Origin of the sequence: Chromobacterium sphagni, from assembly GCF_001855555.1 — a bacterium.
Classification (GTDB): Bacteria; Pseudomonadota; Gammaproteobacteria; order Burkholderiales; family Chromobacteriaceae; genus Chromobacterium; species Chromobacterium sphagni.
Genome location: NZ_MKCT01000001.1, coordinates 1 through 23,443, shown reverse-complemented (window position 1 = coordinate 23,443; position 23,443 = coordinate 1). Strand labels below are relative to the sequence as shown.

Genomic DNA, 23,443 nt, shown 5'->3' with positions numbered 1-23,443 from the left:
CTGATTACTAAGCCATGTAAGTGGTGGTACTTAGTCCGAATGATATGGAATGAGTGCCGGTTTTGTAAGCAAGAGCGAGTAGGGGCAGGAAATGGGTGCTGCTGATTTTGATGGCGTTTATCGCAATAATGGGTCGTTGTATGGAGACAAGCCGTCTCCCTTTCTGGTGCATTATCTGGAGAAGTACGCTGTAGAAGGACGTGGAACGGGGTTGGATCTGGGATGCGGGCAGGGGCGCAATGCCCTGTATTTGGCAAGCTGCGGGTTTGCGATGCATGGCGTCGACGCCTCGTCCGTGGCGGTTGCCCGCCTGGCGAGCCTGGCGGACGAGCGGCATCTGGATGTCAAAGGCAGAGTGGCCGACCTGTCCGCGGTGTCGATTGAGCCGCAACGCTATCACCTCATTGTGGCCAATACCTCGCTCGATCATCTGGACGAGGCGGCGGGGGCGCGGCTGGCGGTGGCGATGATGGCGGGTCTGGCTCCGGGGGGATACCTGTTCGTGTCGGTGTTCATGGTCAATGATCCGGGGTGCGCGGTGCATGGCGGGCAGGCTAGCGAGACCGCCGCCTACGTTCGGCACTATTACCGGCCGGACGAGTTGCGCCAGCAGTTCTCCGCGCTGGCGGTGCTGGCTTATCAGGAGGAGTATGCGCTGGATATCGGCCATGGCCAGCCGCACTATCACGGCATTGCCAGACTGTTTGCGCGCAAGGCGGCTGATTTGCAAGCCAACTGAGCCTGCCGCGGCAGTAAAAGGCAGAACGCGCCGCGTTCTGCTTTTTTTATTTCCGCGCGCAATCGCCGGCGCAAAGGAAACCCTGCGGTTCATAAACGAACGGGCGGAACCGTTGCCGGCCGATGGGCGCGGGCAAGGGCGCCGGCGCTAGAAAAGAGCGGGCGACGACCGTTTGCTTGCTACAATACCCGGCGCCGGCAGTGGCAGCTTTGGCTATTTTCTGATGAATAAATAAAAGGTTAACGGCGATATGCCGATGAAGAATCCAATCTCCTGGCAGGGGGGCAATCTGTCGATGCTGGAGGCCTTGAGCCTGCCGGTGTGGGTTTTCGATATTGATCAAAAATACGTGTTCTGGGCCAATCCGGCCGCGCTGCGGGTGTGGGGCGCGCATAGTCTGGCGGAACTGCAGCAGCGCGACATGTCGCTGGACATGTCGGTATCGGTGGCGCAGCGGCTTTGCCAGTATCAGCAGGACTTCGAGCGCGAAGACGCCAGCTTCGTCGAAAGCTGGACCCTGTATCCCAACGGCCTGCCTTGCGTGCTGAAAGTGGCGTTCCGCGGCATCCGGGTAGACGGGCGAATGATGATGTTCTGCGAGGCGCAGAATCATCTCACCGCCGATCCGGCCAGCTTGCGCAGCGCCGAGGCGCTGATGCACACCTCGGTGCTGATCACCCTGTACGACGCGGCCGGAAGGGCGCTGTACCGCAATCCATCGGCGCGCGCCCAGGTGGCGCACGCCGGCGAAGCCTGGCGCCAGCATTTCATCCACGACGGCGACTGGCAGGCGCTGCAGCAGGGCGTGGCGGCCAGCGGCGAGGCCAGGCGATCGGCCCAGGTGTGCACGCGGCTGGGTACGCGCTGGCACGAGATCGCGGTGCGGGCTTGCCGCGACGCGGTGTCCGGGCAGGACGCGCTGCTGGTCAGCGAGGTGGACATCACCGATCTGAAGCACGCTGAGGGGCGCGCCAATTTCCTGGCCAATCACGACATGCTGACCGGCCTGCCCAACCGCAATGGCATCCGCAGCGATTTCCTGCCTTATTTGCAGCAGGCGCTGCGCGACGGGCGCCAGGTGGCCTTGATGTTCATCGACCTGGACCGTTTCAAGAACGTCAACGACTCGTTGGGGCACGCCAGCGGCGATGAACTGCTGATCGGCATGGCCGCCCGCCTGACGAAGCTGCTGGGGCACGACGAGAAAGCGGCGCGGCTGGGCGGCGACGAATTCCTGGTGATGCTGGCCGCGCCTGAGGCGGCAGAACGCGCTGACGCGCTGGGCCGCGGCATTCTGCAGGCGCTGGGCATGCCGATCCGGCTGGGGGGCATGGACATCAGCGTGTCGGCGTCGATAGGCGTGAGCGTCTGCCGCGCCGGCATGCTGGACATCGAGCAGATGATGCGCCACGCTGACCTGGCGATGTACGCGGCCAAGGATGCCGGCCGCAACAACCTGATGTTCTTCACGCCGGCGCTTGAGGCGCGCACCCAGGCGCAGCTGGCGCTGGAAAGCGATATCCGGCGCGGCCTCGAAAACGGCGAGTTCATCGCCTATTTCCAGCCGCGCGTCGATGTCGCCAGCGGCAGTGTGGTCGGCGCCGAAGCGCTGGCGCGCTGGAACCACCCGCAACGCGGTGTGCTGAAACCGGACAGCTTCATCCAGGTGTGCGAGGACAGCGGACTGATCCTGGCCCTGGGCAGGCAGATCCTGGCGCAGGCTGCAGAGCAGCAGAGACGGTGGCGCGAGATGGGGCTGGACCTGATGGTGTCGGTCAATCTGTCTCCCTGCCAGTTTGTCGATCCGGCGCTGCCGGCGATGGTGGCGGGCGTGCTGGCTGGCAGCGGCTGCCAGGCCGAGCGCCTGGAGCTGGAGATCACCGAGTCCGTGTTGCTGGGGCATGACGATCAGACCATGTGCACCTTGCAGGCGCTGCGCGGCCAGGGCGTGCGCATCGCGGTCGACGATTTCGGCACCGGCTATTCCAATTTGGCCTATCTGCAGCGCTACCCGCTCAGTTCGCTGAAAATAGACCGTTCCTTCATCGCCGATCTCGACAGCACGCCGGCCATCGCCGAACTGATCATCACCATGTGCCGGATGCTGGAATTGAAAGTGGTGGCGGAGGGCGTGGAGACCTCGCGACAGCTGGAATGGCTGCGGCAGCGCGGCTGTCAGGAGTACCAGGGCTATCTGTGCAGCCCGGCGCTGGCCGCCGGCGAGTTTCACAAGCTGTTGTTGTGAGCGGACGCTCGCCTTATATCAATATGTAGATTAAGTCGTTGGTTTTTGCACCATATTGACTTACTCTAGTGCGATTCATGCTGCCGGCATTGACGGTGGCCGCAAGGAGAAAGTCATGAAAACCATCAACGCCCTATTGTTCGCGGCGTGGCTGCCGGCCTTGGCCGCGGCCGCCAAACCGCTTACCGTCTGCACCGACGCCAATCCGGAAGGCTTCGACGTGGTGCAGTACAACTCGCTGGTCACCACCAACGCGTCGGCCGACGTATTGATGGACCGGCTGGTGGAATACGATGCCGCCGCAGGCAAGCTGCAGGCCAGCCTGGCGCGCAGTTGGGAGGCGGGCGCGGATGGTCTGAGCTACACCTTCCATTTGCGCTCCGATGTCGGCTTTCACGCCACGGAATACTTCAAGCCCAGCCGCAAGCTGAACGCCGACGATGTGGTGTTCACTTTCGACCGCATGCTGAATCCTGACAATCCCTGGTACAAGACCGCGCCCACCGGCTACCCGCACGCGCAGGCGATGCAGTTTCCCAAGCTGATCAAGGCGGTGCGCAAGCTGGACGGGCAAACGGTGCGCTTCGAACTCAATTATCCGGAAGCCACCTTCCTGTCCAGCCTGACCATGGGCTTCGCTTCCATCTATTCCGCCGAGTACGCCAGCCAGTTGCTGGCCGCCGGCAAGACGGCCGATCTCAACAGCAAGCCCATCGGCACCGGCCCGTTCATCTTCAAGAGCTTCGCCAAGGACGCGCAGGTGCGCTATCTGCCCAATCCAGCCTATTTCGGCGCCAAGCCCAAGGTGTCGGCGCTGATCTACGCGATTACGCCGGACTCTTCGGTCCGGCTGCAGAAGCTGCGCGCCGGCGAATGCCAGATCGCGCTGTCGCCCAAGCCGCAAGATGTGTTGGCGGCGCAGGGCGAAGGCAGGCTGCGGGTGCTGCAGACGCCGGCCTTCATGACGGCATTTGTCGCGTTCAACAGCCAGAAGAAGCCTTTGAGCAATCCGCTGGTGCGCCAGGCGATCAACCTGGCGTTCGACAAGGGCAGCTATCTGAAAGCGGTGTTTGGCAATACCGCCGTCGCCGCCAATCTGGTCTATCCGCCCAATACCTGGAGCTACGACAAGACCATCCGGCCTTATCCTTACGACCCGGCGCAGGCCAGGAAGCTGCTGGCCCAGGCGGGCTACCCCAACGGCTTCGACACCAGTATCTGGGTGCGTCCTGGCGGCAGCACGCTGAATCCCAACCCCAAGGCCGGGGCGGAGCTGCTGCAGGCCGATCTGGCCAAGGTGGGCATCCGGCTGCAGATCAAGGTGCTGGAGTGGGGCGAGCTGATCAAGCGCGGCAAGGCCGGCGAGCATGAGATGCTGTTCATGGGCTGGGCCGGTGACAACGGCGATCCGGATAATTTCCTTACTCCCCAGTTTTCCTGCTCGGCGGTGCAGTCGGGCACCAACTTCGCGCGCTATTGCGATGCGAAGCTGGACAAGCTGATAGCCGACGGCAAGAAGGCCAGCGATTTCAAGGCGCGCGCCAAGCTGTACCAGGCGGCGCAGAAGATCATCCACGACCAGGCGCTGTGGCTGCCGCTGGCGCATCCCACCGCCTTTGGCTTGGCGCGCAAGGAAGTCAGCGGCTATGCGGTAAACCCTTATGGCCGGGTCAGTTTTGCCGCGGTCGGCCTGAAATAGCGTGCGAGAGGCTGATGGACGGAGTCCATCAGTAATTAATGAAATAGAGTGGATTCTATCTTTTGTCGAAATGTTTGCGCCGCCACAAGGCTGGCGCGGCGGCGGCGGCGGACAATGCGTTCCGCCGCCGCATGATGCAGGCTGGCGCGGCAGTCCGCGCAAGCTCAGGCCAGAGCTTGATCCCGTAGGCTTGGCACCTGTTGTTTGGGCCAGTGTGGACTGGCGAAGCAAGTTGCATATTCCCCGGCAGGTTTTGGTAGTATTGCTGTAGTGGCCGGTTTCGATGTGGCTGCAGGGGAGAGAGGAGCGCCTGGTTGTTGGCGTGTCTTGCTTGTTCTTAGAATGTGCCCACCCTCGCTTGCATACGTTGTTTCACGTATCATCTGGCCGGGCTTGGGACGATAAATGATAAAACAATAGATGCAGACCAGACGAACACAGCAAAGCCGCAGGGAGTCCACCATAGGCAAACTGGTGGAAGCGGCGATCGAATGCCTGATGGAGTGCGGCTACCATGGCACCAGCGTGCAGTTGATCTGCAATCGCGCCGGCGTGTCGCAGGGCGCGCTGTTCCGGCATTTCGCCACCAAAAACGAGCTGATGCAGCCGGTAGGCCGCAAGGTGGTGGACGATATCTTCGACTCCGGTCTGGCGCTGGCCGGCCAGTTGCCTGCCAGCATGCCGGAGGAAGAGCGCATCGTCGCGCTGATGAAGGCGCTGGTGATGACGCCGCGGCATATCGTGCTGCTGGAATTGTTGATGGCGGCGCGCACCACGCCGGATCTGCGCGAAATCTTCCTCAGCAATGCCAGCACCTATTTCCGCGACCGCTTCGTCGCGATGATGGCGTCGCTATTTCCGCGCTACGCCATTTCCACCGGCTTTTTCGCCACTCTGCTCACCATGATGACCACCATGCACGGCATGGCGTTGTACCGCACGCTGTCCGAGCATCCGGATGGCGACAAGATGCGCGAGCAATGGCTGCAGAACGCGCTGCGCAGCGAGCTGGAGCGGATACGTCTGGAAGGCGCGGACAGCCGCAATCCGGTTTATCAGCTGCCGTTCTGATCCGCCGCCGGCCTTGCGCCAGCTAAGACCAACCCCGTCGCCGGCGACGGGGTTTTTGCTTGTCCCGGTTCAGCGCGGCGGCGCTTGGCAGGGGAGGGCCGGCTGCAAGTCGGGGATGGCCGCCGGCTCCGCGTCCACGGCGCTGCCCGAAGGCAACTGGACGAGGTTCAGTCGGCAACGGTCCGCTACGTTGAGCATGGCTTCGTAGTCGGCGCCGGCCTGGGGGGTGAAGCTGGCGGCCTGCGTGTCGCAATGCGGGCCGTTGACCGCATTGAGGCTGGCGCTGAAAGTCACCGCTTGTCCGGGCATCAGCGGGAATTCCTGGTAATAGGCGGTCGAGCCCAGCCTGCTGCGTTGAGATAGTTGCCGGGTATTCAGGCTTTCCGGCATGCCTATGCTCTTGTTGGACACGCTGCCGAACAGCGAGCGGAACGGATTGCCGGCGCCGGCGCGCACCAGATTGCCGGAGCGGAGCTTGGGGGGATAGCAGGAGCGGTTGGGATAGAGCCCGACGATGACGCTGTTTTGCATGAATACGCGGATACGGGCCGGGGCCGGCTCGGCAGCCTCATCGGCGCGGGCTGGCAGGCCGTTCAGGACCAGCAGCAGCGCGGGGAGATAAAGAGTTTTCATGGGGAATGCGCTTTATGGACGTAAAAAAGCCCGCCGAAGCGGGCTTTTCTTCTGTTCACGGGTTCTTGCGTCGAACCGGTTAATTAGAAGCTGTGAACCATGTTCAGGCCGAAGGCTTTGATCTTGTCTTCGCTGTTGTTCACCAGAGCCGCAGCGTTGTCGCCCAGTTTGATCTCGCCGTATTGCGCGCCAACGGTGGTGCGTTTGGACAGCGCATAGTCAACACCCAGAACGTACTGCTTGTAGTCGGTGTTGTCCAGTTTCACGCCGTTAGCCTTGAGGTTCTGGCCTTGAGCGTAGGTGAATTTCGGAGTGAAGGCGCCCAGGGTGTAAGCGGTGGTCAGCGCGAATTCGGTGGACTTGAACGAAACGCCATTGCCAACCAGAGCTTGAACTGCGGCAGTTTGTTGGGAGGTAGCCAGTGCGCTCAGGTCGGTGACGGACGCGTCGCCCTTGGATTGCTTGTAACCCAGGCCTACGAACAGGTTGTTGGCGTTGTAGCCAACTTCCAGTTGATGCTTGTCGTTGCGGGTAACGTTCGTGCCTTGGGTAACGGCAGTGCCTTCGCGTTGGAAGCTGTACTTGCCGAAGAAACCACTGTTTTCGTAGCCCAGACCCAGGCTGTAGACTTCGCGATCAGTGCTCGGCAGCTTGGTGGTCGGGTCAATGGTGCCGGCCTTGTTTTCCTTGGTGCCGTATTGCAGAGCGGCGGTCAAGCCCGGAACCACGGCCGGCAGGTCGTAGCGCACCGAGTTCTTCAGGCGGGTGTTGTCGCGGGTGAAGACGCCCAGGCCCAGAGCGTTGCTGTTGTATTGCCATACGTCAACAGTGCCCATGTCGCTGTCGCCGTAGTTGGAAATGTTACCCAGACGCAGGGTACCCAGATTGCTCTGCAGACCTACGAAAGAGTTGCGGTTGGCGAAGGTGCCACTGTTGGAAGCGCCGTATTGGTCTTTGTTGCCGTCAATGGCGAAGCCGGTTTCAACTTGCCAGATAGCCTTCAGGCCGCTGCCCAGATCTTCAGCGCCCTTGAAGCCGATGCGGGAACCCAGATCGTCGATATTGGTTTTCTTTACGGAACCGTTGTCGACGTTTTCAACGCCAGCCTTCAGGGTGCCGTAGATGGTTACGTCAGCAAAAGCTGCAGCCGGCAGAGTGGCTACCAGCAGGGCAATCAGACTTTTTTTCATGGTCAAGTCATCCTTTTTAGGTTTTAGGAATGTGAGCAAATGCTATTGGCTGGGTTGTGAAAATGCAACTATGGCTGGCGGATAGTGTTGCGATCAAGCAACGACTGTTGCTATTGAACATGCCTAATGTTCAATTTTTTATTTCGTAACTTGTTGAATAGTCAGGATAGTTACTGTGTATTTGCAAGGCTGTTAATGGTGTTGCAAAAAAGCATCATTCGGCTAGATTGCCCATACAGGCTTGATTCTCAGGCCGATTGGCCTGATTGCGAGTAAAAAAATAGCCCGCCGGTGTGGGCGGGCTGAAAAATCAACGTGACTTGAAGTGAATCCAGGTTGGCGCGGATTGCATCGACTTGAATTCGCTTGTGATCATGTTAAAAGAAAGCGTCAACTATGTAAATGGAAAGAGTGTTGAAACTATATTGCTGTTTCATGTGTAATGTGTGTGCAAGTTATTGGTATTAAACAAAAATATTTCTCCAGGTTTTGTTTTTGCTAGTTTTATACATGTGGCCAGGTGATGCATTTTGGCTACGGATTGGCGCTTGGCGCTTGCGCCGCGGTTTGACGGGGGTCAGGCGTGGCAATCTGGGATGTTCTACAATCCGGGCGGTTGCTGTCGATGACGGGTGTTGTGGGGCGGAGCATGAACCGAGGAAGGTATATATAAGGATGCAAGGGATGCAGACGCTGACAGTGATTGGCCCTGGGCGGCTGGGAAGCACCCTGGCGCGTCTGGCGCGCCAGTCCGGAGAGTTTGAGGTGGTGGACGTGATGGCCAGGCGGGTGGAGCCGCTGCGGCTGGCTTGCGACTTCATCGGCGCCGGGCGGCCGGTGAGCGAGATGCGCCAGTTGGCGCCGGTCGATCTATACCTGCTGGCGGTGCCGGATGCCGCCGTCGCATTCTGCGCCAGGGCGCTGGCGGCGGCCGGAGTGGTGCCGGCGGGCAGCGTGGTTTTCCATGCGAGCGGGGTGGGCGAGGCATCGCTGCTGCAGCCGCTGGCCGAGCGGGGCGCGCATGTCGCCAGCCTGCATCCGGCGTTTTCCTTCGCCGATCCGGCCAGGGCGGTGGCGGGCTTTGCCGGCACCTTGTGCGCGCTGGAGGGCGATGAGGCGGCCTGTCTGCGGCTGGAGCCGTTTGTGTTGGCGCTTGGCGGGCGGCCGTTCCGCCTGGCCGCCGGCGGCAAGGCGGCCTACCATGCCGCGCTGTCGGTGGCGTCCAATTATCTGGTGGCGCTGACGGCGATGGCGCAAGGCCTGACCCGGCAGGCCGGGGTGCCCGCCGAACTGGCGGCGCCGCTGCTGGGCGGGCTGATGCGGCAGACGCTGGACAATGCGCTGGAGTTGGGGCCGCGCGCGGCGCTGACCGGGCCGATTTTGCGCGGCGATGTCGGCACCGTGGAGCGGCATCTGTCGGTGCTGGCGGATGTGGAACTGGCATCCGCCTACCGGGCGCTGGGGCGGCAGACGGTGGCGCTGGCCGGGGAGCGGCTGCCGGACGAGGCGCGCCGGCAGCTGATGGCCTTGCTGTACTGAACGCCTATCGCGGCGAACTGATCCGGAACACCTGGCGCAGGTAGGCGAGGAAGGTTTCGTCGCTGCACATGGTCTTGCCCGGGCTGTCGGACAGCTTGGCCACCGGCTGGCCGTTGCAGCTGACCAGCTTGAGGACGATCTGCAGCGGCTCCAGCCCCATGTCATTGGTGAAGTGGGTGCCGATGCCGAAGCTCACCTGGATGTGCGGGCTGAAGTGGCGGTGCAATTGTAGCGCGCGGTCCACTGAAAGGCCGTCGCTGAAGGTCAGCATCTTGCTGGCGGGGTCGATGCGCAGCTTGCGGTAGTGGGCGATGGCTTTTTCGCCCCAGACGTAAGGATCGCCGCTGTCGTGGCGAAGGCCGTCGAACAGCTTGGCGAAGTAGAGGTCGAAATCCGCCAGGAAGGCGTCCATGCCCACCACGTCGGTCAGGGCGATGCCCAGGTCGCCGCGGTATTCCTGCACCCACGATTCCAGCGCGGCGGTCTGAAAGTCGCGCAGCCTCACGCCCAGCGCCTGGAAGGCCTGGAAGAATTCATGCGCCATGGTGCCGATCGGCGTGATGCCCAGCTTGCGCGCCAGGTGCACGTTGCTGGTGCCGCGGAAGATTTCCGGCAGCGTGCCGTTGAGCCTCTCCACCACATGCTCCTGCCAGTCGCGGCTGAAGCGGCGGCGGGTGCCGAAGTCGGCGATCAGCAGCGGGAAGCGCTGGCCGGCGGCCTCTTCGGCGCGGAAGCGCTGCAGCGTGGCGATCTTGTCCTCCAGCCGCCGCACGCCTTCCGATCGCACCTCCACGGTGTCCAGCGGGCGGAAATACAGCTCGTTGACGATGGACAGCACGAAGATCTCGAAGAACATCGCCTGCACCATCGGCCCTTTGATCCGTATTGCCAGCTGATCGCCTTCCTCGGTCACGTCGATGAAGCGGCGTTGCAGGTGGAACAGTTCCAGGTAATCGACGAAATCGCTCTTGATGAAGCGCAGGCCGCGCAGGTAGTCGAGTTCATCCTGGCTGAAGCGCAGCCGGCATAAATGATCCAGCTGCGCTTCCAGTTGTTGTTTCAGCTGGGTCAGCGGCGTATCCGGGTGGTTGCGGCACTTGAATTCGTATTCGCCGTGCGCGGCCGGAAACTGGTGCAGCACCACCTGCAGCATGGTGAATTTGTACAGGTCGGTGTCCAGCAGCGAGTGGATCAGCGGTGGGGTGTGCGGCATGCTTGGGCTCGATCAGGCGGCGTGGATGACGAAGATGGCCGGCCGCTTGTGCAGGTCGGGCGCATTTTGCGGCCAGTCCCGCACCGGGTGGCTGACTATGGTCTGCGTCGGCAGGGTCAGGTCGCAGGCTACCGCAAGGCGGGTGGTCGGCGCCAGCGTCTCGCGCAGTTGCTGCAGCAGCGCGTTGTTGCGGTACGGCGTTTCGATGAACAGCTGGGTTTCATTGTTCTTGCGCGAACGCAGTTCCAGCTCCTTCACCGCCTTGGCCTTCTCCGCCGCGTCCACCGGCAGGTAGCCGTGGAAGGCGAAGCATTGGCCGTTGGCGCCGCTGGCCATCAGCGCAAGCAGGATGGACGAGGGTCCGATCAGCGGCTCGACGCGGATGCCGTGCTGGTGGGCCAGCGCCACAAGTTGCGCGCCGGGGTCGGCCACCGCCGGGCAGCCGGCCTCGGAGATCAGGCCGACATCGTGGCCGGCCTTCAGCGGCGCGAGCAGCGCGGACACCTCGGCCGGCTTGGTGTGCTCGTTCAGCGTGTCCATCGCCAGTTCGCGGATGGGGGCGGCCACCCCCAGCGCCTTCAGGTGCTTGCGCGCGGTTTTCTCAGCCTCCACCACGAAGTGGGTGATGTGGACCACCTTGGCGCGTTCGCCCTCCGGCAGCCAGGCCGCGTTCTCGTCGCCCAGCGGGGCGGGAATCAGGAACAGGGTGCCGCTCATCGCAACACCTCCACGCCTTCGCCCGCCAGCATGCTGATCAGCTGGAACAGCGGCACCCCTATCAGCGCGTTGGGGTCGTCGGACTCCACTTTTTCCAGCAGCGCGCCGCCCAGGCCTTCGCTCTTGGCGCTGCCGGCGCAAAACAGCGCATCCGGTTCGCGGGTCAGATAATTGCGGATCTGCGCTTCGGTCAACTGGCGCAATGTCACCTTGGTGATGCCCACGCATTCCCGCAGCTTGCCGCTGTGGCTGTTGTACAACGCCAGCGCGGAGTGGAAGACCACGGTGCGGCCGCTCATCCACTTGAGCATTTCCACGCCGTTTTCATAGCTGCCGGGCTTGCCTATCTGGCGGCCGTCCAGCAGGGCGACCTGGTCGGAGCCTATGATCAGGGCGTCGGGGTGCTTGTCCGCCAGCGATTGCGCCTTGGTGCGGGCCAGGCGCACGGCGGTTTCCAGCGCGGTTTCGCCGGTTAGCGGCGTTTCGTCGCAGACGGGCGGCTCGGCGCTGAAAGGCAGGCCGAGGCGGGCGATGATCTCTTGGCGATAGCGTGAAGTGGAGGCCAGTACGATTTGCATGTTTCGAGCCGGGTTGCGGCAATGCCGGGCGCGCCATCCGGCCGCTCCGTCCTTGCCTTGTTTCTTTTGACAAATCAGGGGAGTGGATTGTAACATGCTGGGTTTATGTCTAAACCGATTTTGATCGACCCGCTCAAGTTCGCCCGGGAAGGGCGTTCGCAGTCCGGCCAGGTGCCGGTTTGCGAACTGGACGAGCGTGTGCACAGCGACCTGTCCGACACCTCCGGCGAGGTGTCGTATCAGCTCACCGGCTTTCGTGACGAGCTGCAGCGCTTTGCGCTGCGCATCCAGCTGGATGCCAAGCTGCAAGTCACCTGTCAGCGCTGCCTGGACGGCATGCCGTTCAGCCTGGCCACCGATTCGGTGATCACGCTGTTTGCCAGTCAGGACAAGCTGGACGAAGCCTGCGAGCTGGACGAGGAGCTGGACGCCATTCTCGCCGAGCCCGAACTGAACGCGATTGCGCTGATCGAAGACGAAATCATAATGGGCTTGCCGCATTCGCCCAAACACGACGAATGTAGCAGGGATACTCTCTCGCTCGCCAAGGCTGACAAGCCCAACCCGTTTGCGGTGCTGGCGGCGCTTAAGGGACCCAAGTCCGAGTAAAACCCGGATTCGCATTAGAATCTACTTGAATTTCTTAGGAGTCGACCATGGCTGTTCAACAGAACAAAAAGTCCCCGTCCAAGCGCGGTATGCATCGTGCCCACGATTTTCTGACCGCTCCGGCACTGGCAGTTGAAGCCAGCACCGGCGAGGCTCACCTGCGCCACCACATCAGCCCGAACGGCTTTTACCGTGGCCGCAAGGTTGTGAAGACCAAAGGCGAGTAATCGCCCGCCGTTTTTACTTCCTTTCCTTAGTTTGGTGGGCACTTTATACCGCAATCGTTGATGACTATCACCGTCGCGGTTGATGCTATGGGCGGTGACGTTGGCCTCAAGGTTACCGTCCCGGCATCGATCCAATTCCTGCAAGACCACCCCGACATCCATCTGATTCTCGTAGGCGACCAGCCAGCCCTAGAGGCGGAACTGGCCCTGCACGACGGTGCCGTGCGTGAGCGCATCCTCATCCAGCATGCCACCCAGGTGGTGGGCATGGACGAGGCGCCTCAGCTCGCCCTCAAGAATAAAAAAGATTCGTCGATGCGGGTGGCAATCAACCTGGTCAAGGAAGGCAAGGCTCAGGCCGCCGTATCCGCCGGCAACACCGGCGCGCTGATGGCGACCGCGCGTTTCGTCCTCAAGACCATTCCAGGCATCGACCGCCCGGCCATCGCCAAGCTGCTGCCCAATGTGAAGGGCACTTCCTGCGTGCTGGACCTGGGAGCCAACGTCGATTGCACCCCAGAACAACTGTTGCAGTTCGGAATCATGGGTTCCGAGCTGGTGGCCTGCCTGCAAGGGCGGACCAACCCCAGCGTCGGGCTGCTGAATATCGGCAGCGAGGACATCAAGGGTAACGACAACATCAAGAAGACTGCCGAACTGCTGCGCCAGTCGGAGCTGAATTTCTACGGCAATGTGGAAGGCGACGACATCTGCAAGGGCACAGTGGATGTGGTAGTCTGCGACGGTTTCACCGGCAACGTGGCGCTCAAGACAGCTGAGGGGCTGGCGCACATGTTCGCCGTATTCCTGAAGGAAGAGTTCGGCCGCAGTTGGTGGACGCGCCTGTGCGCGCTGGCCGCGCTGCCGGTATTGGGACTCTTCAAGAAGCGCATCGATCCGCGCCGCTACAATGGGGCCAGCTTGCTGGGCCTGCGCGGCATCGTGGTGAAAAGCCATGGCGGCGCCGATGTCACAGGATTTCGTTACGCGTTGGCGCAGGCATGCGAGGAGGCCGGCTCCGACGTAATTGGTCACATCGCCGAACGGGTTGCAAACCAATTAAACAATCTCAAGCAATCCGAGGCAGAAGCGAACTGACAACCATGGGCTATTCCCGCATTCTCGGCACCGGCAGTTTTCTGCCAGCTCGGGTGCTTACCAATGCGCAATTGGCCGAACGTGTGGATACCAGCGACGAGTGGATTGTTTCTCGCACTGGTATCCGCGCGCGCCATATTGCCGACGATCAGCACAAGACCAGCGACCTCGCGTTCAAGGCGGCGCAAGCTGCCATTGAAAGCGCTGGCATAGACAAGCACGAGATCGACCTGATCATCGTGGCCACCACCACTCCCGACATGATTTTCCCCAGCACCGCCTGCATCTTGCAGGAGAAGCTGGGTCTGCCCGGCATTCCCGCTTTCGATGTGCAAGCGGTGTGCGCCGGCTTCATCTACGCGCTTTCTACCGCCAACGCCTATATCAAGAGTGGCATGGCGAAGAAGGCCCTGGTGATCGGCGCCGAGATCATGTCGCGGGTGCTGGATTGGGACGATCGGCGCACCTGCGTGCTGTTTGGCGACGGCGCCGGCGCGGTAGTGCTGGGCGCGTCCGACGAGCCGGGCATTTTGCACGCCAAGCTGGCGGCCGATGGCCGCTACCAGGGCCTGCTCAACACGCCGGCGCAGATTTCCGGCGGCAAGATCCAGGGCATGCCCTATCTGCACATGGACGGTCCGGCGGTATTCAAGTTCGCTGTCAAGTCGCTGTCCGAGATCGCCGTTTCCACTTTGAAGGAGGCCGGCGTCGACAAGGCGGCGGTGGACTGGCTGGTGCCGCATCAGGCCAATCTGCGCATCATAGAATCCACGGCCAAGCATCTGGGGCTGAGCATGGAGCGGGTGGTGGTGACCCTGCCGACGCAGGGCAATACCTCGGCCGCCTCGGTGCCGTTGGCGCTCGATGTCGCGGTGCGGGATGGGCGGATCCGGCGCGGCCAGACCGTGCTGCTGGAAGGCATAGGCGGCGGTTTCGCCTGGGGTGCGGTGCTGCTGACTTTTTAAAAAGTGACGCATAAATGGTGGTTTTGCCGCCTGATCGCCGATAATGACGGGGTTTATTGATCGGCGTGCTTGGCAACAGCCATTGCTTTGCGTCATTCTTTGCGTCGAATTCTCTGGAGTCGACTATGGCTTTTGCTTTTCTTTTTCCGGGTCAGGGCTCGCAAAGCCTGAAAATGATGGACGGCTTCGCCGACCTGCCCGTGGTACAGCACACGTTTGAAGAGGCGTCCGACACCTTGTCGCTGGATCTGTGGGCGATGCTCCAGGCCGACAGCGCCGATGCGATCAACGCCACCGTCAATACCCAGCCCATCATGCTGGCAGCCGGCTATGCCGCCTATCTGGCGTGGCAGGAGTTGAACGGCAAGCAGCCGGCGCTGGTCGCCGGCCATAGCCTGGGCGAGTACACCGCCCTGGTGGCCGCCGGCGCGCTGCCTTTCGCCGAGGCGGTCAAACTGGTGCGTCTGCGCGCCGAGGCGATGCAGGCTGCGGTGCCGGCCGGCGTCGGCGCGATGGCCGCGATACTCGGCCTGGCCGACGAAGACATCCGCGCCGCGTGCGCGGAGGCGGCGCAGGGCGAAGTGGCTGAGGCGGTGAATTTCAATTCGCCAGGCCAGGTGGTGATCGCCGGTCACAAGGCCGCCGTCGAGCGCGCGATGGCGTTGTGCAAGGCGCGCGGCGCCAAGCGCGCCTTGCCGTTGCCGGTTTCGGTGCCGTCCCACTGCGCGCTGATGCGTCCGGCGGCCGAGCGTCTGGGCGAGGCGCTGAAGGACGTGCACCTGAATGCGCCGGCGATACCGGTTTTGCACAATGCGGATGTGGCCAGCTATGGCGACGCCGCGCAGATCCGCGATGCGCTGACGCGCCAGCTGTATATGCCGGTGCGCTGGACCGAGACCATTCAGCAGCTGGCGGCCGATGGCGTCACGCTGATGGCCGAATGCGGTCCGGGCAAGGTGCTGGCGGGTCTGGCCAAGCGCATAGACGGCAACGTCAAGTGCCTGGCGCTGACCGACCGCGCCGCGCTGGAAGCCGCGCGCGAGCAACTGGCGTAGCAGGATTAAACCGGGCAGGCCGCGAGGCCGGCCTGCGGCGGCCTGCCGGAGCGATGGCGGGCGTCAACAACAGGGAGACACATTGATGAGTCTGCAAGGCAAAGTGGCGCTGGTGACCGGCGCTTCGCGCGGCATTGGCGCGGCTATCGCCGATGCGCTGCTCGCCGAGGGCGCCATCGTGATCGGCACCGCGACGTCCGAATCGGGCGCGGCGGCCATCCACGAGCGTTTGTCCACCGGCGGCGGCGCCGGCCGAGTGCTGAACGTGACCGAACCGGGCGCGGTGGAAGCGCTGATCGAATCGGTGGAAAAGGAGTTCGGCGGCATCGCCGTGCTGGTCAATAATGCCGGCATCACCCGCGACGGTTTGTTGATGCGGATGAAGGACGATGACTGGGACGCAATCATGGACACCAACCTGAAGTCGGTGTTCAGGGCCTCCAAGGCCGTGCTGCGTGGCATGATGAAGGCGCGTTTCGGCCGCATCATCAACATCGCCTCGGTGGTTGGGGTGATGGGCAACGCCGGCCAGGCCAACTACGCGGCCGCCAAGGCGGGCATCATCGGCTTCACCAAGTCGATGGCGCGCGAGGTCGGCAGCCGCAATATCACCGTCAATTGCGTGGCGCCGGGTTTCATCGATACCGACATGACCCGCGCGCTGCCGGAAGCGCAACGCGAAGCGCTGGTGGGCCAGATCGCTCTGGGCCGCCTGGGCGACGCCAAGGATATCGCCGATGCCGTTGTGTTCCTGGCATCGGCTCGTGCGGCCTATATCACGGGCCAAACCTTGCATGTCAATGGGGGCATGCTGATGCCGTAATCCTGCCCGGCTAGCGCCGGAGCAAGATTTAGGTAGGCTGCTCTAATTTTTTTTTGTAGAATACCGGGGTTTTGCGATCCCGAATCAGAAAGGTCAAGGGTTTATACAATGGAAAACATCGAAGCGCGCGTTAAGAAGATCGTTGCCGAACAACTGGGCGTGAACGAGGCTGAAGTCAAGATTGAGTCCTCCTTCGTTGACGATCTGGGCGCCGACTCCCTCGACACCGTTGAGCTGGTCATGGCTCTGGAAGAAGAGTTCGAGTGCGAAATCCCGGATGAAGAGGCCGAGAAGATCACTACCGTTCAGCAAGCTGTAGACTACGTCAGCGCTCACCTGAACAAATAATCCCCTTTTGAGGGACCAGGACCTCTGCCCGGTGCTGCTTCGGCTCGCCTGCAGAGGTTCTTTTGCTAAGAGGATTCCAAACGTGCGTTTGAATTATCATATGGTTCGGACGGGCGGCAAGGTTTCATGGGGAGACTGCCCTCCCATCTCTCACGGAGATTCTTCGTGTCCAAACGCAGAGTAGTAGTAACCGGCCTGGGCCATGTGTCCCCGGTCGGCAATGATGTCGCCACCGGTTGGGCCAACCTGTTGGCCGGCAAGAGCGGCATCGCCAAGATCACCCGTTTCGACGCCAGCGACATGGCATGCCAGATTGCCGGCGAGGTCAAGGATTTCGACATCAGCCAGTACATCTCGCCGAAAGAGGCGCGGCGGAACGACCTGTTCATCCACTACGGCATTGCTGCGGCGCTGCAGGCGGTGGCGGATGCGGGCCTGGACGATGTGCCGGGCCTGGACAAGACCCGCGTCGGCGTCAACATCGGTTCCGGCATCGGCGGCTTGCCGCTGATCGAGGAAACCGGCGTGGCGCTGATGGATGGCGGCCCGCGCAAGATCGGCCCGTTCTTCATTCCCGGTTCGCTGATCAATTTGATCGCCGGCCAGGTATCGATCCTGAAGGGCTATCAGGGGCCGACCTACGGCATCGTGTCGGCCTGCACCACCGGTGCGCACTGCATCGGCGATGCGGCGCGGCTGATCCAGTACGGCGACGCCGACGTGATGGTGGCCGGTGGTTCCGAAGGCGCGATCTCGCGCCTGGGCATTGGCGGCTTTGCCGCGATGAAGGCGATGTCGACCCGCAATGACGACCCCGCCGCAGCTTCGCGTCCCTGGGACAAGGGTCGCGACGGTTTCGTGATGGGCGAGGGCGCCGGCGTGCTGGTGCTGGAGGACTACGAGCACGCGGTGAAACGCGGCGCCAGGATCTATGCGGAGCTGATCGGCTTCGGCATGAGCTCGGACGCCCATCATATCACCGCGCCCAGCTCGGAGGGGCCGGCGCGCGGCGTGGCCAACGCCTTGCGCGACGCCGGCATCAATCCGGACCAGGTGCAGTATGTCAACGCGCATGGCACCTCGACCCCGCTGGGCGACGCCAACGAAACCAGCGCGCTGAAAATCGCGTTTGGCGACCACGCCAAGAAGCTGGCGGTCAATTCCACCAAGTCGATGACCGGCCACCTGTTGGGCGGCGCCGGCGGCGTGGAGGCGATCTACACCATTCTGTCGGTGCACAATCAGGTGTCGCCGCCGACCATCAACCTGGTCGATCAGGATGTGGAGGCCGGTTGCGATCTGGATTACGTGGCCAATACGGCGCGCGACATGAAGATCGACATCGGCATCTCCAACTCCTTCGGTTTTGGCGGTACCAACGGCACGCTGGTATTCAAGCGAGTCTGATACCGCATTCGCCGATTGACAGTCCGAACCGCTGCGTTACACTCGCAGCGGTTTTTCTTTTTTTTGTCACCCGCCGCGGTGCCGGGCGGGGACGCGTATTTCGAATCAGCGCCGGGCCGTTCCGGCCCAGGACTTCAGATGTACACCCAGAAACTCGAATTCATTCCCGATCTGTTGGCGCTGCATGCGGCCGATCGAGCCAACTTTCCCTACCTGATGCAGTCGTCCGGCGACAGCGGTTGGGATTTGCTGCTGATGCAGAGCGAGCGCCGCGTGTTCGCGGCGGACCAAGGCCGGGATTTCCTGCGCGAAGTGCGGGGATTCCGGCCGCAGCCGGTGTCCAATCCGCACCAGCTGCCTTTTGTCGGCGGCTGGTTCGTCTACATGGCGTACGATCTGTTGTCGGAATTCGAACCGCGGGTGCCGACGGCCTTGCCGGACAGCTTTCCGCTGGCGGTGTGGGCGCGCACGCCGGCCGCGGTGCTGGTGGACCGCGCCAATAGCGAGGCCTGGCTGGTAGGCGAGACCGCCGAAGACTGGCACCGGCTGGAGCAACTGGTAGGCTGCCAAGCCGGTTTCGAGCCGGCAGCCGTGGAGCTGGCGGCGCTGGAGGAAGACCCGCCCGAGTGGTATACCGATGCGGTGGTGCGGCTGAAGCGGTACATCTACGAGGGCGACGTGTTCCAGGTGAACATCTCGCGCGGCTGGCGCGCCACCCTGGCCGACGGCATCGCCGCGCCCGACCTGTTCGCCGCGCTGCGCCGCGCCAATCCGGCGCCGTTCTCGGCGCTGGCCGACTTCGGCGATGCACAGATCGTCAGCTCCTCGCCGGAGCGGCTGGTGCGGGTGCGCGACGGCTGGGCGGAAACCCGGCCCATCGCCGGCACCCATCCTCGCTCACAAGATGCCGCCGAGGACGCCGCGCTGAAGCAGCGGCTGATTTCCAGCATCAAGGAACGAGCCGAGCATGTGATGCTGATAGACCTGGAACGCAACGACCTGGGCCGCATTTGCCAACCCAGCACGGTGGAGGTCAACGAATTGATGGCGGTCGCCAGCTACGCCTATGTCCACCATATCGAATCCAATGTGCGCGGCAAATTGCGCGATGACATCGCCCCGGCGGACGTGCTGCGCGCGCTGTTCCCCGGCGGCACCATCACCGGCTGTCCCAAGGTGCGTACCATGCAGATCATCCGCGAGCTGGAAAACAGCGCGCGTCGCGCCTATACCGGCAGCCTGGGCTACCTCAACCGCGACGGCACAATGGACATGAATATCCTGATCCGCACCTTCATGCAGCAGGGCAGCCAGCTGCGCTTCCGCGCCGGCGGTGGCATCGTCGCCGACTCCGACCCCGAGCGCGAGCTGATGGAAACCCGCCACAAGGCGCGCGGCCTGCTGCGCGCGCTGGGCGTCGAGCAGGCCTGATGGCGATGCTGGTCAACGGCTTGCCGGCGGAAGTGGTGTCGGCGCGGGACCGCGGCCTGAGCTACGGCGACGGCGTGTTCCGCACCATGCAGCTGCGCGATGGCAGGCCCCGGCTGTGGCGCTGGCAGTATGCGCGGCTGGCCGACGACGCGGCGCGGCTGAGCCTGCAACTGCCGGATGAGCAACTGCTGCTGGACGAGCTGGCGGCATTGGGGCGCGGGCATGCGCTGGCGGTGGGCAAGATCACGCTGACCCGCGGCGCGGGGGCGCGCGGCTATGCGATGGCGGCGGCCGGCGCGCCAACCCGCATCGTCGCGGCCGCGCCGTGGCAGGGCTATCCGGAAGAGCAGGGTCGCGATGGCGTCCATGTCCGCTGGTGCGAACTGAAGCTATCCCTGCAGCCGCGCTTGGCCGGCATCAAGCACCTCAACCGGCTGGAAAGCGTGCTGGCGCGCTCGGAGTGGGACGATCCGGCGATCCAGGAGGGCCTGCTGCTGGACCAGGATGGCTGGCTGGCGGAAGGCACCATGAGCAATGTCTATCTGCTGCGCGATCGGCAGGTGCTGACGCCCAGGCTGGACAGATGCGGGGTGAACGGCGCAGTGAGGGATTGGTTGACAGAAAATGTTTCTCAATTCGGACTTGAATTTATCGAATCGCGACTTTCTGCCGCCGACTTGATTGACGCTGACGCGGTGTTTCTCTCCAATAGCCTGATGGGCCTCTGGCCGGTGGCCCGCCTAGGCGACCGCGTCTGGACGCCTTCCCCTTTGCTGCAGACGCTGCGGCAAGCCTTATTACAACAAGCCTGATGCCTTGCGCCGGAGGGACTGCCGGCGCGAGGTTCCGCTTGCCGTTTCGGCAGGCTTCCCGTTTTCTCCCGATACCTGCCGGCAGCCATGGCCGGCGGGGACGGTTTTGCCTTGCGCATCGCCGCATGGGAGGACGGCAGGCTGGATAAGCTGACAAGAGGTTGCCTGTGAGGTTGATTCTGAAGTTGCTGGCCGGCATGGCGCTGGGCATCGCGCTGGGGCTGTTCGCGCCGGTTCCGCTGCTGTCGTTGCTGTTGACGTTCAAGGGCCTGTTCGGCCAATTCATCGGATTCATGATCCCGCTTATCATCGTGTTCTACATCATGAGCGGCATCGCCGCGTTGGACCGCGGCTCGGGGCGGATGCTGGGCTGGACTGTCGGCCTGGCCTACGCTTCCACCGTGCTGTCCGGCATGCTGGCTTTTGCCGCGGCGTCGGCAGTGCTGCCGCAATGGGTGGGCGAGGCCGCCGCGGTTCCGGCTGTGGCGGCGCAGACCGCTCCGTTGTTCAAGCTGGAGATCAAGCCGCTGTTCGATGTGATGACGGCGCTGATGCTGGCCTTCGTCTTCGGCCTGGGCATCGCCGCCACCGGCGCGCAGCGGCTGCGTGAGGTGGCGGAGCAGGGCAAGGAGATTGTCGAGCGGGTGCTGGCGCGGGTGTTGGTGCCCTTTTTGCCGGCCTATATCGCCTGCGTGTTCGCCGAGATGGCGGCCGCCGGCAGCGCGCTGGACACGTTGAAGACCTTCGGCGTGGTGTTGCTGCTGGCGGTTGCGCTGCATGGCCTGTGGCTGACGCTGCTGTACGGCGCCAGCGGCCTGTTGCTCGGCCGCAATCCGCTTTCGCTGCTGCGCGCCATGTTGCCGGCCTATTTCACCGCGCTGGGCACCATGTCCTCGGCGGCCACCATCCCGGTGGCGCTGCGTTCGGCCGGCAATATGAAGGTGGCGCCGCCGGTGGCGAATTTCGTGATGCCGCTGTGCGCCACCATCCACTTGTGCGGCTCCACCATCACCCTGGTCAGCTGCGCCACCGCGGTGATGCTGATGACCGGCGGCCTGGAGGTGCCGGGCTGGGAGGTGATGCTGCCCTTCATCCTGCTGTTGGGCGTCACCATGGTGGCGGCGCCGGGCGCGCCGGGCGGCGGCGTGATGGCGGCGCTGGGCATCCTGTCCAGCATGCTGGGCTTTCCCGAGGCCAGCCTGGCGTTGATGATCGCGCTGTACCTGGCGCAGGACAGTTTCGGCACCGCCTGCAACGTGGCCGGCGACGGCGTGATCGCGCTGTGGGTGGAGAAGCTGGTCGGAGGCGCGGCGGAGTCGGCCGCAGAGGCGGCGGCGCAGCGCGGTTGACGGTGATTTGCTAAGCAGAACAAGTGATTTGGTAAGGGCGCGAGCCTTGAGTATATTGATTGCCTAGCCGTTTTCGCTTGCCGCCTCCGGGCGGAAGGTTTCGGTTTCTCTCGTATCGTGTTTCTTTGACAGGCTGGGCCAGGCGCCCGGCCTTTTTCTCGTCCGTGGCGGCTACAGCGGCTGAAACCATTCCCGATGGCAGTCCATGTCCAGGCCGTGTCTCAGGCGGGCGGCCTGCCAGACCTCCAGGAAAGCGGCGCGGTCGGATATTTCCGGGTAGACCTCCATCCAGGTGTCCGCGTCGTCGCAGCGGCGCAAGAGCTGCCCCGGCCAGCCGGCGGCGGCCATTTCCTCCTGCAGCGCGCGCAGTCGCGCCAGTTGCGCGGGATGATCGGTCCCGGCCTTGAAATAGCAATACAGCGTGGGCTTCATCGGCGTCTCCCGGCCATGGGCTGGCCATGGCGGCAAAATCGCTTATGATAGACCTTCATGCCGCCCTGGTGGCGGCGAGCATAGGGGGAGCGCAGTGCAGCAGCAGATAGACACCCTGGTGGTGGCGGGCGTCGGCCTGATCGGCGGGTCGTTCGCGCTGGCCTTGAGGCGGGCCGGCCGGGTGCGGCGGGTGATAGGCGTGGGCCGCACCCTGGCCAACCTGGAGCGGGCGCTGGCGCTGGGGGTGGTGGACGAGATCAGCCAGGACATCGCCGAAGTGGCGGGGCGGGCCGATCTGGTGCTGCTGGCGTCGCCGGTGGGGCAGATGGGCGCGCTGATGGCGGCGTTGGCGCCGGGCCTGCGCGCTGGGGCCATCGTCACCGACGGCGGCAGCACCAAGAGCGATGTGGCGGCGCTGTATCGCGAGCATTTGCCGAATCATCTGGCCTACTGCGTGCCGGCGCATCCCATCGCCGGTTCCGACATGTCCGGCGCGGTGGCCGCCCAGTACGGCCTGTACGAAAACCGCCGGGTGGTGCTGACGCCGCTGGACGAAACGCTGCCGGAGTCCGCCGCCATGGTGGCCGGCTGGTGGCAGGCCTGCGGCGCCGAGATCCACAGCATGAGCGCCGCCGAGCACGACGCGGTGTTCGCCAGCGTCAGCCATCTGCCCCATCTGCTCGCCTTCGCTTATGTCGACCGGGTGGCGGCCAAGGACAATGCCGAGCGCTGTTTCGACTTCGCCGCCACCGGTTTCCGCGACTTTACCCGCATCGCCGGCAGCCATCCGGAAATGTGGACCGATATCAGCCTGGCCAACCGCGAGGCGCTGCTGGCTGAGCTGGCCGACTACCGCGCCGGGCTGGAGCGCTTGAGCGGCATGCTGGAGCGGGGCGACGCCACTGGACTCAATCGGTTGTTCAGCGAGGCGCGCGGCGTGCGCAGCCGCTGGCATCAGCAATTTCTACGCAAGGGATGAGCATGGACGGCAAGGTGGCGCTGGTGACGGGGGGCTCGCGCGGCATCGGCGCGGCGACGGTGCGGCAACTGGTGCGGAAGGGCTGGCGGGTGGCGGTCAACTACCGCAGCGACGAGACCAGCGCCGCAGCGTTGAAGGGCGAACTGGGCGAGGCGGTGGAGCTGTTCCGCGCAGACGTCTCGCAGGAGGCTGCCATCGTGAGGCTGTTCGAAGATGTGCTGTGCCGCTTCGGCCATCTGGACGCGCTGATCAACAATGCCGGCGTCACCGCGCCGATGTGCCGG

24 protein-coding genes are annotated in these 23,443 nt (G+C 63.4%); 18 read left to right on the top strand and 6 right to left on the bottom strand.

Going from position 1 to position 23,443, the window contains the following annotated elements:
* The first annotated feature begins 91 nt into the window (after positions 1 to 91).
* The 4 genes from BI344_RS00120 to BI344_RS00105 all read left to right on the top strand — a co-directional run bounded on the left by BI344_RS00120 (position 92) and on the right by BI344_RS00105 (position 5,754).
* A complete protein-coding gene (locus BI344_RS00120; RefSeq protein WP_083370003.1) occupies positions 92 to 739 on the top strand; it encodes a class I SAM-dependent methyltransferase in 648 nt (215 codons plus the stop codon).
* A gap of 256 nt (positions 740 to 995) precedes the next feature.
* Positions 996 to 2,984 (top strand): putative bifunctional diguanylate cyclase/phosphodiesterase, encoded by a 1,989-nt coding sequence (locus BI344_RS00115; protein ID WP_071110961.1) that lies wholly within the window; start codon positions 996 to 998, stop codon positions 2,982 to 2,984.
* A 115-nt stretch (positions 2,985 to 3,099) separates the two neighbouring features.
* Positions 3,100 to 4,683, top strand: coding sequence for an ABC transporter substrate-binding protein (locus BI344_RS00110; protein ID WP_071110960.1), 1,584 nt, complete (start codon positions 3,100 to 3,102; stop codon positions 4,681 to 4,683).
* Positions 4,684 to 5,103: 420 nt separating this feature from the next.
* Positions 5,104 to 5,754, top strand: coding sequence for a TetR/AcrR family transcriptional regulator (locus BI344_RS00105; RefSeq protein WP_071110959.1), 651 nt, complete (start codon positions 5,104 to 5,106; stop codon positions 5,752 to 5,754).
* A 69-nt stretch (positions 5,755 to 5,823) separates the two neighbouring features.
* On the opposite strand, the gene BI344_RS00100 is transcribed toward BI344_RS00105, so the two are convergent.
* Complete coding sequence (locus BI344_RS00100; protein ID WP_071110958.1) at positions 5,824 to 6,387, bottom strand: hypothetical protein; 564 nt, start codon at positions 6,385 to 6,387, stop codon at positions 5,824 to 5,826.
* Positions 6,388 to 6,470: 83 nt separating this feature from the next.
* On the bottom strand, positions 6,471 to 7,577 hold the full coding sequence (locus BI344_RS00095; RefSeq protein WP_071110957.1) for a porin: 1,107 nt from the start codon (positions 7,575 to 7,577) through the stop codon (positions 6,471 to 6,473).
* 684 nt (positions 7,578 to 8,261) lie between these two features.
* Between BI344_RS00095 and BI344_RS00090 the strand changes: the two genes are divergently transcribed.
* Positions 8,262 to 9,116, top strand: a complete 855-nt coding sequence (locus tag BI344_RS00090; protein ID WP_071110956.1) for a Rossmann-like and DUF2520 domain-containing protein — start codon at positions 8,262 to 8,264, stop codon at positions 9,114 to 9,116.
* A gap of 4 nt (positions 9,117 to 9,120) precedes the next feature.
* Here BI344_RS00090 and pncB read toward each other — a convergent pair whose 3' ends face one another.
* The 3 genes from pncB to BI344_RS00075 are packed head-to-tail and all read right to left on the bottom strand — an operon-like array spanning position 9,121 to position 11,624.
* A complete protein-coding gene (gene pncB, locus BI344_RS00085; protein WP_071110955.1) occupies positions 9,121 to 10,329 on the bottom strand; it encodes a nicotinate phosphoribosyltransferase in 1,209 nt (402 codons plus the stop codon).
* 12 nt (positions 10,330 to 10,341) lie between these two features.
* Complete coding sequence (locus BI344_RS00080) at positions 10,342 to 11,046, bottom strand: SAM-dependent methyltransferase (RefSeq protein WP_071110954.1); 705 nt, start codon at positions 11,044 to 11,046, stop codon at positions 10,342 to 10,344.
* Positions 11,043 to 11,624, bottom strand: coding sequence for a Maf family protein (locus tag BI344_RS00075; RefSeq protein WP_071110953.1), 582 nt, complete (start codon positions 11,622 to 11,624; stop codon positions 11,043 to 11,045). Before BI344_RS00075 ends, BI344_RS00080 begins: the two co-directional genes overlap by 4 nt.
* Positions 11,625 to 11,729: 105 nt before the next feature.
* Between BI344_RS00075 and BI344_RS00070 the strand changes: the two genes are divergently transcribed.
* The 11 genes from BI344_RS00070 (at position 11,730) to BI344_RS00020 (ending at position 21,748) form a co-directional block, all read left to right on the top strand.
* Complete coding sequence (locus BI344_RS00070) at positions 11,730 to 12,233, top strand: YceD family protein (RefSeq protein WP_071110952.1); 504 nt, start codon at positions 11,730 to 11,732, stop codon at positions 12,231 to 12,233.
* 47 nt (positions 12,234 to 12,280) lie between these two features.
* Positions 12,281 to 12,460 carry a 50S ribosomal protein L32 gene (gene rpmF, locus BI344_RS00065; RefSeq protein WP_011136965.1) on the top strand — a complete coding sequence of 60 codons (180 nt, stop codon included), beginning with the start codon at positions 12,281 to 12,283 and terminating at the stop codon, positions 12,458 to 12,460.
* 60 nt (positions 12,461 to 12,520) lie between these two features.
* Positions 12,521 to 13,558 (top strand): phosphate acyltransferase PlsX, encoded by a 1,038-nt coding sequence (gene plsX / locus BI344_RS00060; protein ID WP_071110951.1) that lies wholly within the window; start codon positions 12,521 to 12,523, stop codon positions 13,556 to 13,558.
* Between the two features lie 5 nt (positions 13,559 to 13,563).
* Positions 13,564 to 14,523, top strand: coding sequence for a beta-ketoacyl-ACP synthase III (locus BI344_RS00055; RefSeq protein ID WP_071110950.1), 960 nt, complete (start codon positions 13,564 to 13,566; stop codon positions 14,521 to 14,523).
* Between the two features lie 125 nt (positions 14,524 to 14,648).
* Complete coding sequence (gene fabD / locus BI344_RS00050; RefSeq protein WP_071110949.1) at positions 14,649 to 15,578, top strand: ACP S-malonyltransferase; 930 nt, start codon at positions 14,649 to 14,651, stop codon at positions 15,576 to 15,578.
* Positions 15,579 to 15,663: 85 nt separating this feature from the next.
* Entirely contained in the window at positions 15,664 to 16,401 is a 738-nt protein-coding gene (fabG, locus tag BI344_RS00045) for a 3-oxoacyl-ACP reductase FabG (RefSeq protein WP_071110948.1), read from the top strand.
* A 108-nt stretch (positions 16,402 to 16,509) separates the two neighbouring features.
* The gene (acpP, locus tag BI344_RS00040; protein WP_071110947.1) at positions 16,510 to 16,749 is read left to right on the top strand and encodes an acyl carrier protein; all 240 of its coding nucleotides are present in this window, start codon (positions 16,510 to 16,512) and stop codon (positions 16,747 to 16,749) included.
* A gap of 165 nt (positions 16,750 to 16,914) precedes the next feature.
* Positions 16,915 to 18,156 carry a beta-ketoacyl-ACP synthase II gene (fabF, locus tag BI344_RS00035; protein WP_071110946.1) on the top strand — a complete coding sequence of 414 codons (1,242 nt, stop codon included), beginning with the start codon at positions 16,915 to 16,917 and terminating at the stop codon, positions 18,154 to 18,156.
* A 138-nt stretch (positions 18,157 to 18,294) separates the two neighbouring features.
* The gene (locus BI344_RS00030) at positions 18,295 to 19,587 is read left to right on the top strand and encodes an aminodeoxychorismate synthase component I (protein ID WP_071110945.1); all 1,293 of its coding nucleotides are present in this window, start codon (positions 18,295 to 18,297) and stop codon (positions 19,585 to 19,587) included.
* Entirely contained in the window at positions 19,587 to 20,399 is an 813-nt protein-coding gene (gene pabC, locus BI344_RS00025; protein ID WP_071110944.1) for an aminodeoxychorismate lyase, read from the top strand. The genes BI344_RS00030 and pabC overlap by 1 nt, the downstream gene beginning before the upstream one ends.
* 167 nt (positions 20,400 to 20,566) lie before the next feature.
* Positions 20,567 to 21,748, top strand: a complete 1,182-nt coding sequence (locus BI344_RS00020) for a dicarboxylate/amino acid:cation symporter (RefSeq protein ID WP_071110943.1) — start codon at positions 20,567 to 20,569, stop codon at positions 21,746 to 21,748.
* 171 nt (positions 21,749 to 21,919) lie between these two features.
* Here BI344_RS00020 and BI344_RS00015 read toward each other — a convergent pair whose 3' ends face one another.
* Positions 21,920 to 22,180, bottom strand: a complete 261-nt coding sequence (locus BI344_RS00015; RefSeq protein ID WP_071110942.1) for a DUF4936 family protein — start codon at positions 22,178 to 22,180, stop codon at positions 21,920 to 21,922.
* 94 nt (positions 22,181 to 22,274) lie between these two features.
* Here BI344_RS00015 and BI344_RS00010 point away from each other — a divergent pair, with 94 nt between their 5' ends.
* Both BI344_RS00010 and BI344_RS00005 read left to right on the top strand, forming a co-directional pair.
* The gene (locus BI344_RS00010; RefSeq protein ID WP_071110941.1) at positions 22,275 to 23,159 is read left to right on the top strand and encodes a prephenate dehydrogenase; all 885 of its coding nucleotides are present in this window, start codon (positions 22,275 to 22,277) and stop codon (positions 23,157 to 23,159) included.
* 2 nt (positions 23,160 to 23,161) lie between these two features.
* A partial coding sequence (locus tag BI344_RS00005; RefSeq protein ID WP_139166832.1) for an SDR family NAD(P)-dependent oxidoreductase occupies positions 23,162 to 23,443 on the top strand: 282 nt, incomplete at its 3' end.

What these genes read in the sequence shown, in the direction of transcription:
- BI344_RS00120 (WP_083370003.1), top strand. Translation starts at nt 92, where the DNA reads ATGGGTGCTGCTGATTTTGATGGCGTTTATCGCAATAATGGGTCGTTG.
- BI344_RS00115 (WP_071110961.1), top strand. Translation starts at nt 996, where the DNA reads ATGAAGAATCCAATCTCCTGGCAGGGGGGCAATCTGTCGATGCTGGAG.
- BI344_RS00110 (WP_071110960.1), top strand. Translation starts at nt 3,100, where the DNA reads ATGAAAACCATCAACGCCCTATTGTTCGCGGCGTGGCTGCCGGCCTTG.
- BI344_RS00105 (WP_071110959.1), top strand. Translation starts at nt 5,104, where the DNA reads ATGCAGACCAGACGAACACAGCAAAGCCGCAGGGAGTCCACCATAGGC.
- BI344_RS00100 (WP_071110958.1), bottom strand. Translation starts at nt 6,387, where the DNA reads ATGAAAACTCTTTATCTCCCCGCGCTGCTGCTGGTCCTGAACGGCCTG.
- BI344_RS00095 (WP_071110957.1), bottom strand. Translation starts at nt 7,577, where the DNA reads ATGAAAAAAAGTCTGATTGCCCTGCTGGTAGCCACTCTGCCGGCTGCA.
- BI344_RS00090 (WP_071110956.1), top strand. Translation starts at nt 8,262, where the DNA reads ATGCAGACGCTGACAGTGATTGGCCCTGGGCGGCTGGGAAGCACCCTG.
- pncB (WP_071110955.1), bottom strand. Translation starts at nt 10,329, where the DNA reads ATGCCGCACACCCCACCGCTGATCCACTCGCTGCTGGACACCGACCTG.
- BI344_RS00080 (WP_071110954.1), bottom strand. Translation starts at nt 11,046, where the DNA reads ATGAGCGGCACCCTGTTCCTGATTCCCGCCCCGCTGGGCGACGAGAAC.
- BI344_RS00075 (WP_071110953.1), bottom strand. Translation starts at nt 11,624, where the DNA reads ATGCAAATCGTACTGGCCTCCACTTCACGCTATCGCCAAGAGATCATC.
- BI344_RS00070 (WP_071110952.1), top strand. Translation starts at nt 11,730, where the DNA reads ATGTCTAAACCGATTTTGATCGACCCGCTCAAGTTCGCCCGGGAAGGG.
- rpmF (WP_011136965.1), top strand. Translation starts at nt 12,281, where the DNA reads ATGGCTGTTCAACAGAACAAAAAGTCCCCGTCCAAGCGCGGTATGCAT.
- plsX (WP_071110951.1), top strand. Translation starts at nt 12,521, where the DNA reads ATGACTATCACCGTCGCGGTTGATGCTATGGGCGGTGACGTTGGCCTC.
- BI344_RS00055 (WP_071110950.1), top strand. Translation starts at nt 13,564, where the DNA reads ATGGGCTATTCCCGCATTCTCGGCACCGGCAGTTTTCTGCCAGCTCGG.
- fabD (WP_071110949.1), top strand. Translation starts at nt 14,649, where the DNA reads ATGGCTTTTGCTTTTCTTTTTCCGGGTCAGGGCTCGCAAAGCCTGAAA.
- fabG (WP_071110948.1), top strand. Translation starts at nt 15,664, where the DNA reads ATGAGTCTGCAAGGCAAAGTGGCGCTGGTGACCGGCGCTTCGCGCGGC.
- acpP (WP_071110947.1), top strand. Translation starts at nt 16,510, where the DNA reads ATGGAAAACATCGAAGCGCGCGTTAAGAAGATCGTTGCCGAACAACTG.
- BI344_RS00030 (WP_071110945.1), top strand. Translation starts at nt 18,295, where the DNA reads ATGTACACCCAGAAACTCGAATTCATTCCCGATCTGTTGGCGCTGCAT.
- pabC (WP_071110944.1), top strand. Translation starts at nt 19,587, where the DNA reads ATGGCGATGCTGGTCAACGGCTTGCCGGCGGAAGTGGTGTCGGCGCGG.
- BI344_RS00015 (WP_071110942.1), bottom strand. Translation starts at nt 22,180, where the DNA reads ATGAAGCCCACGCTGTATTGCTATTTCAAGGCCGGGACCGATCATCCC.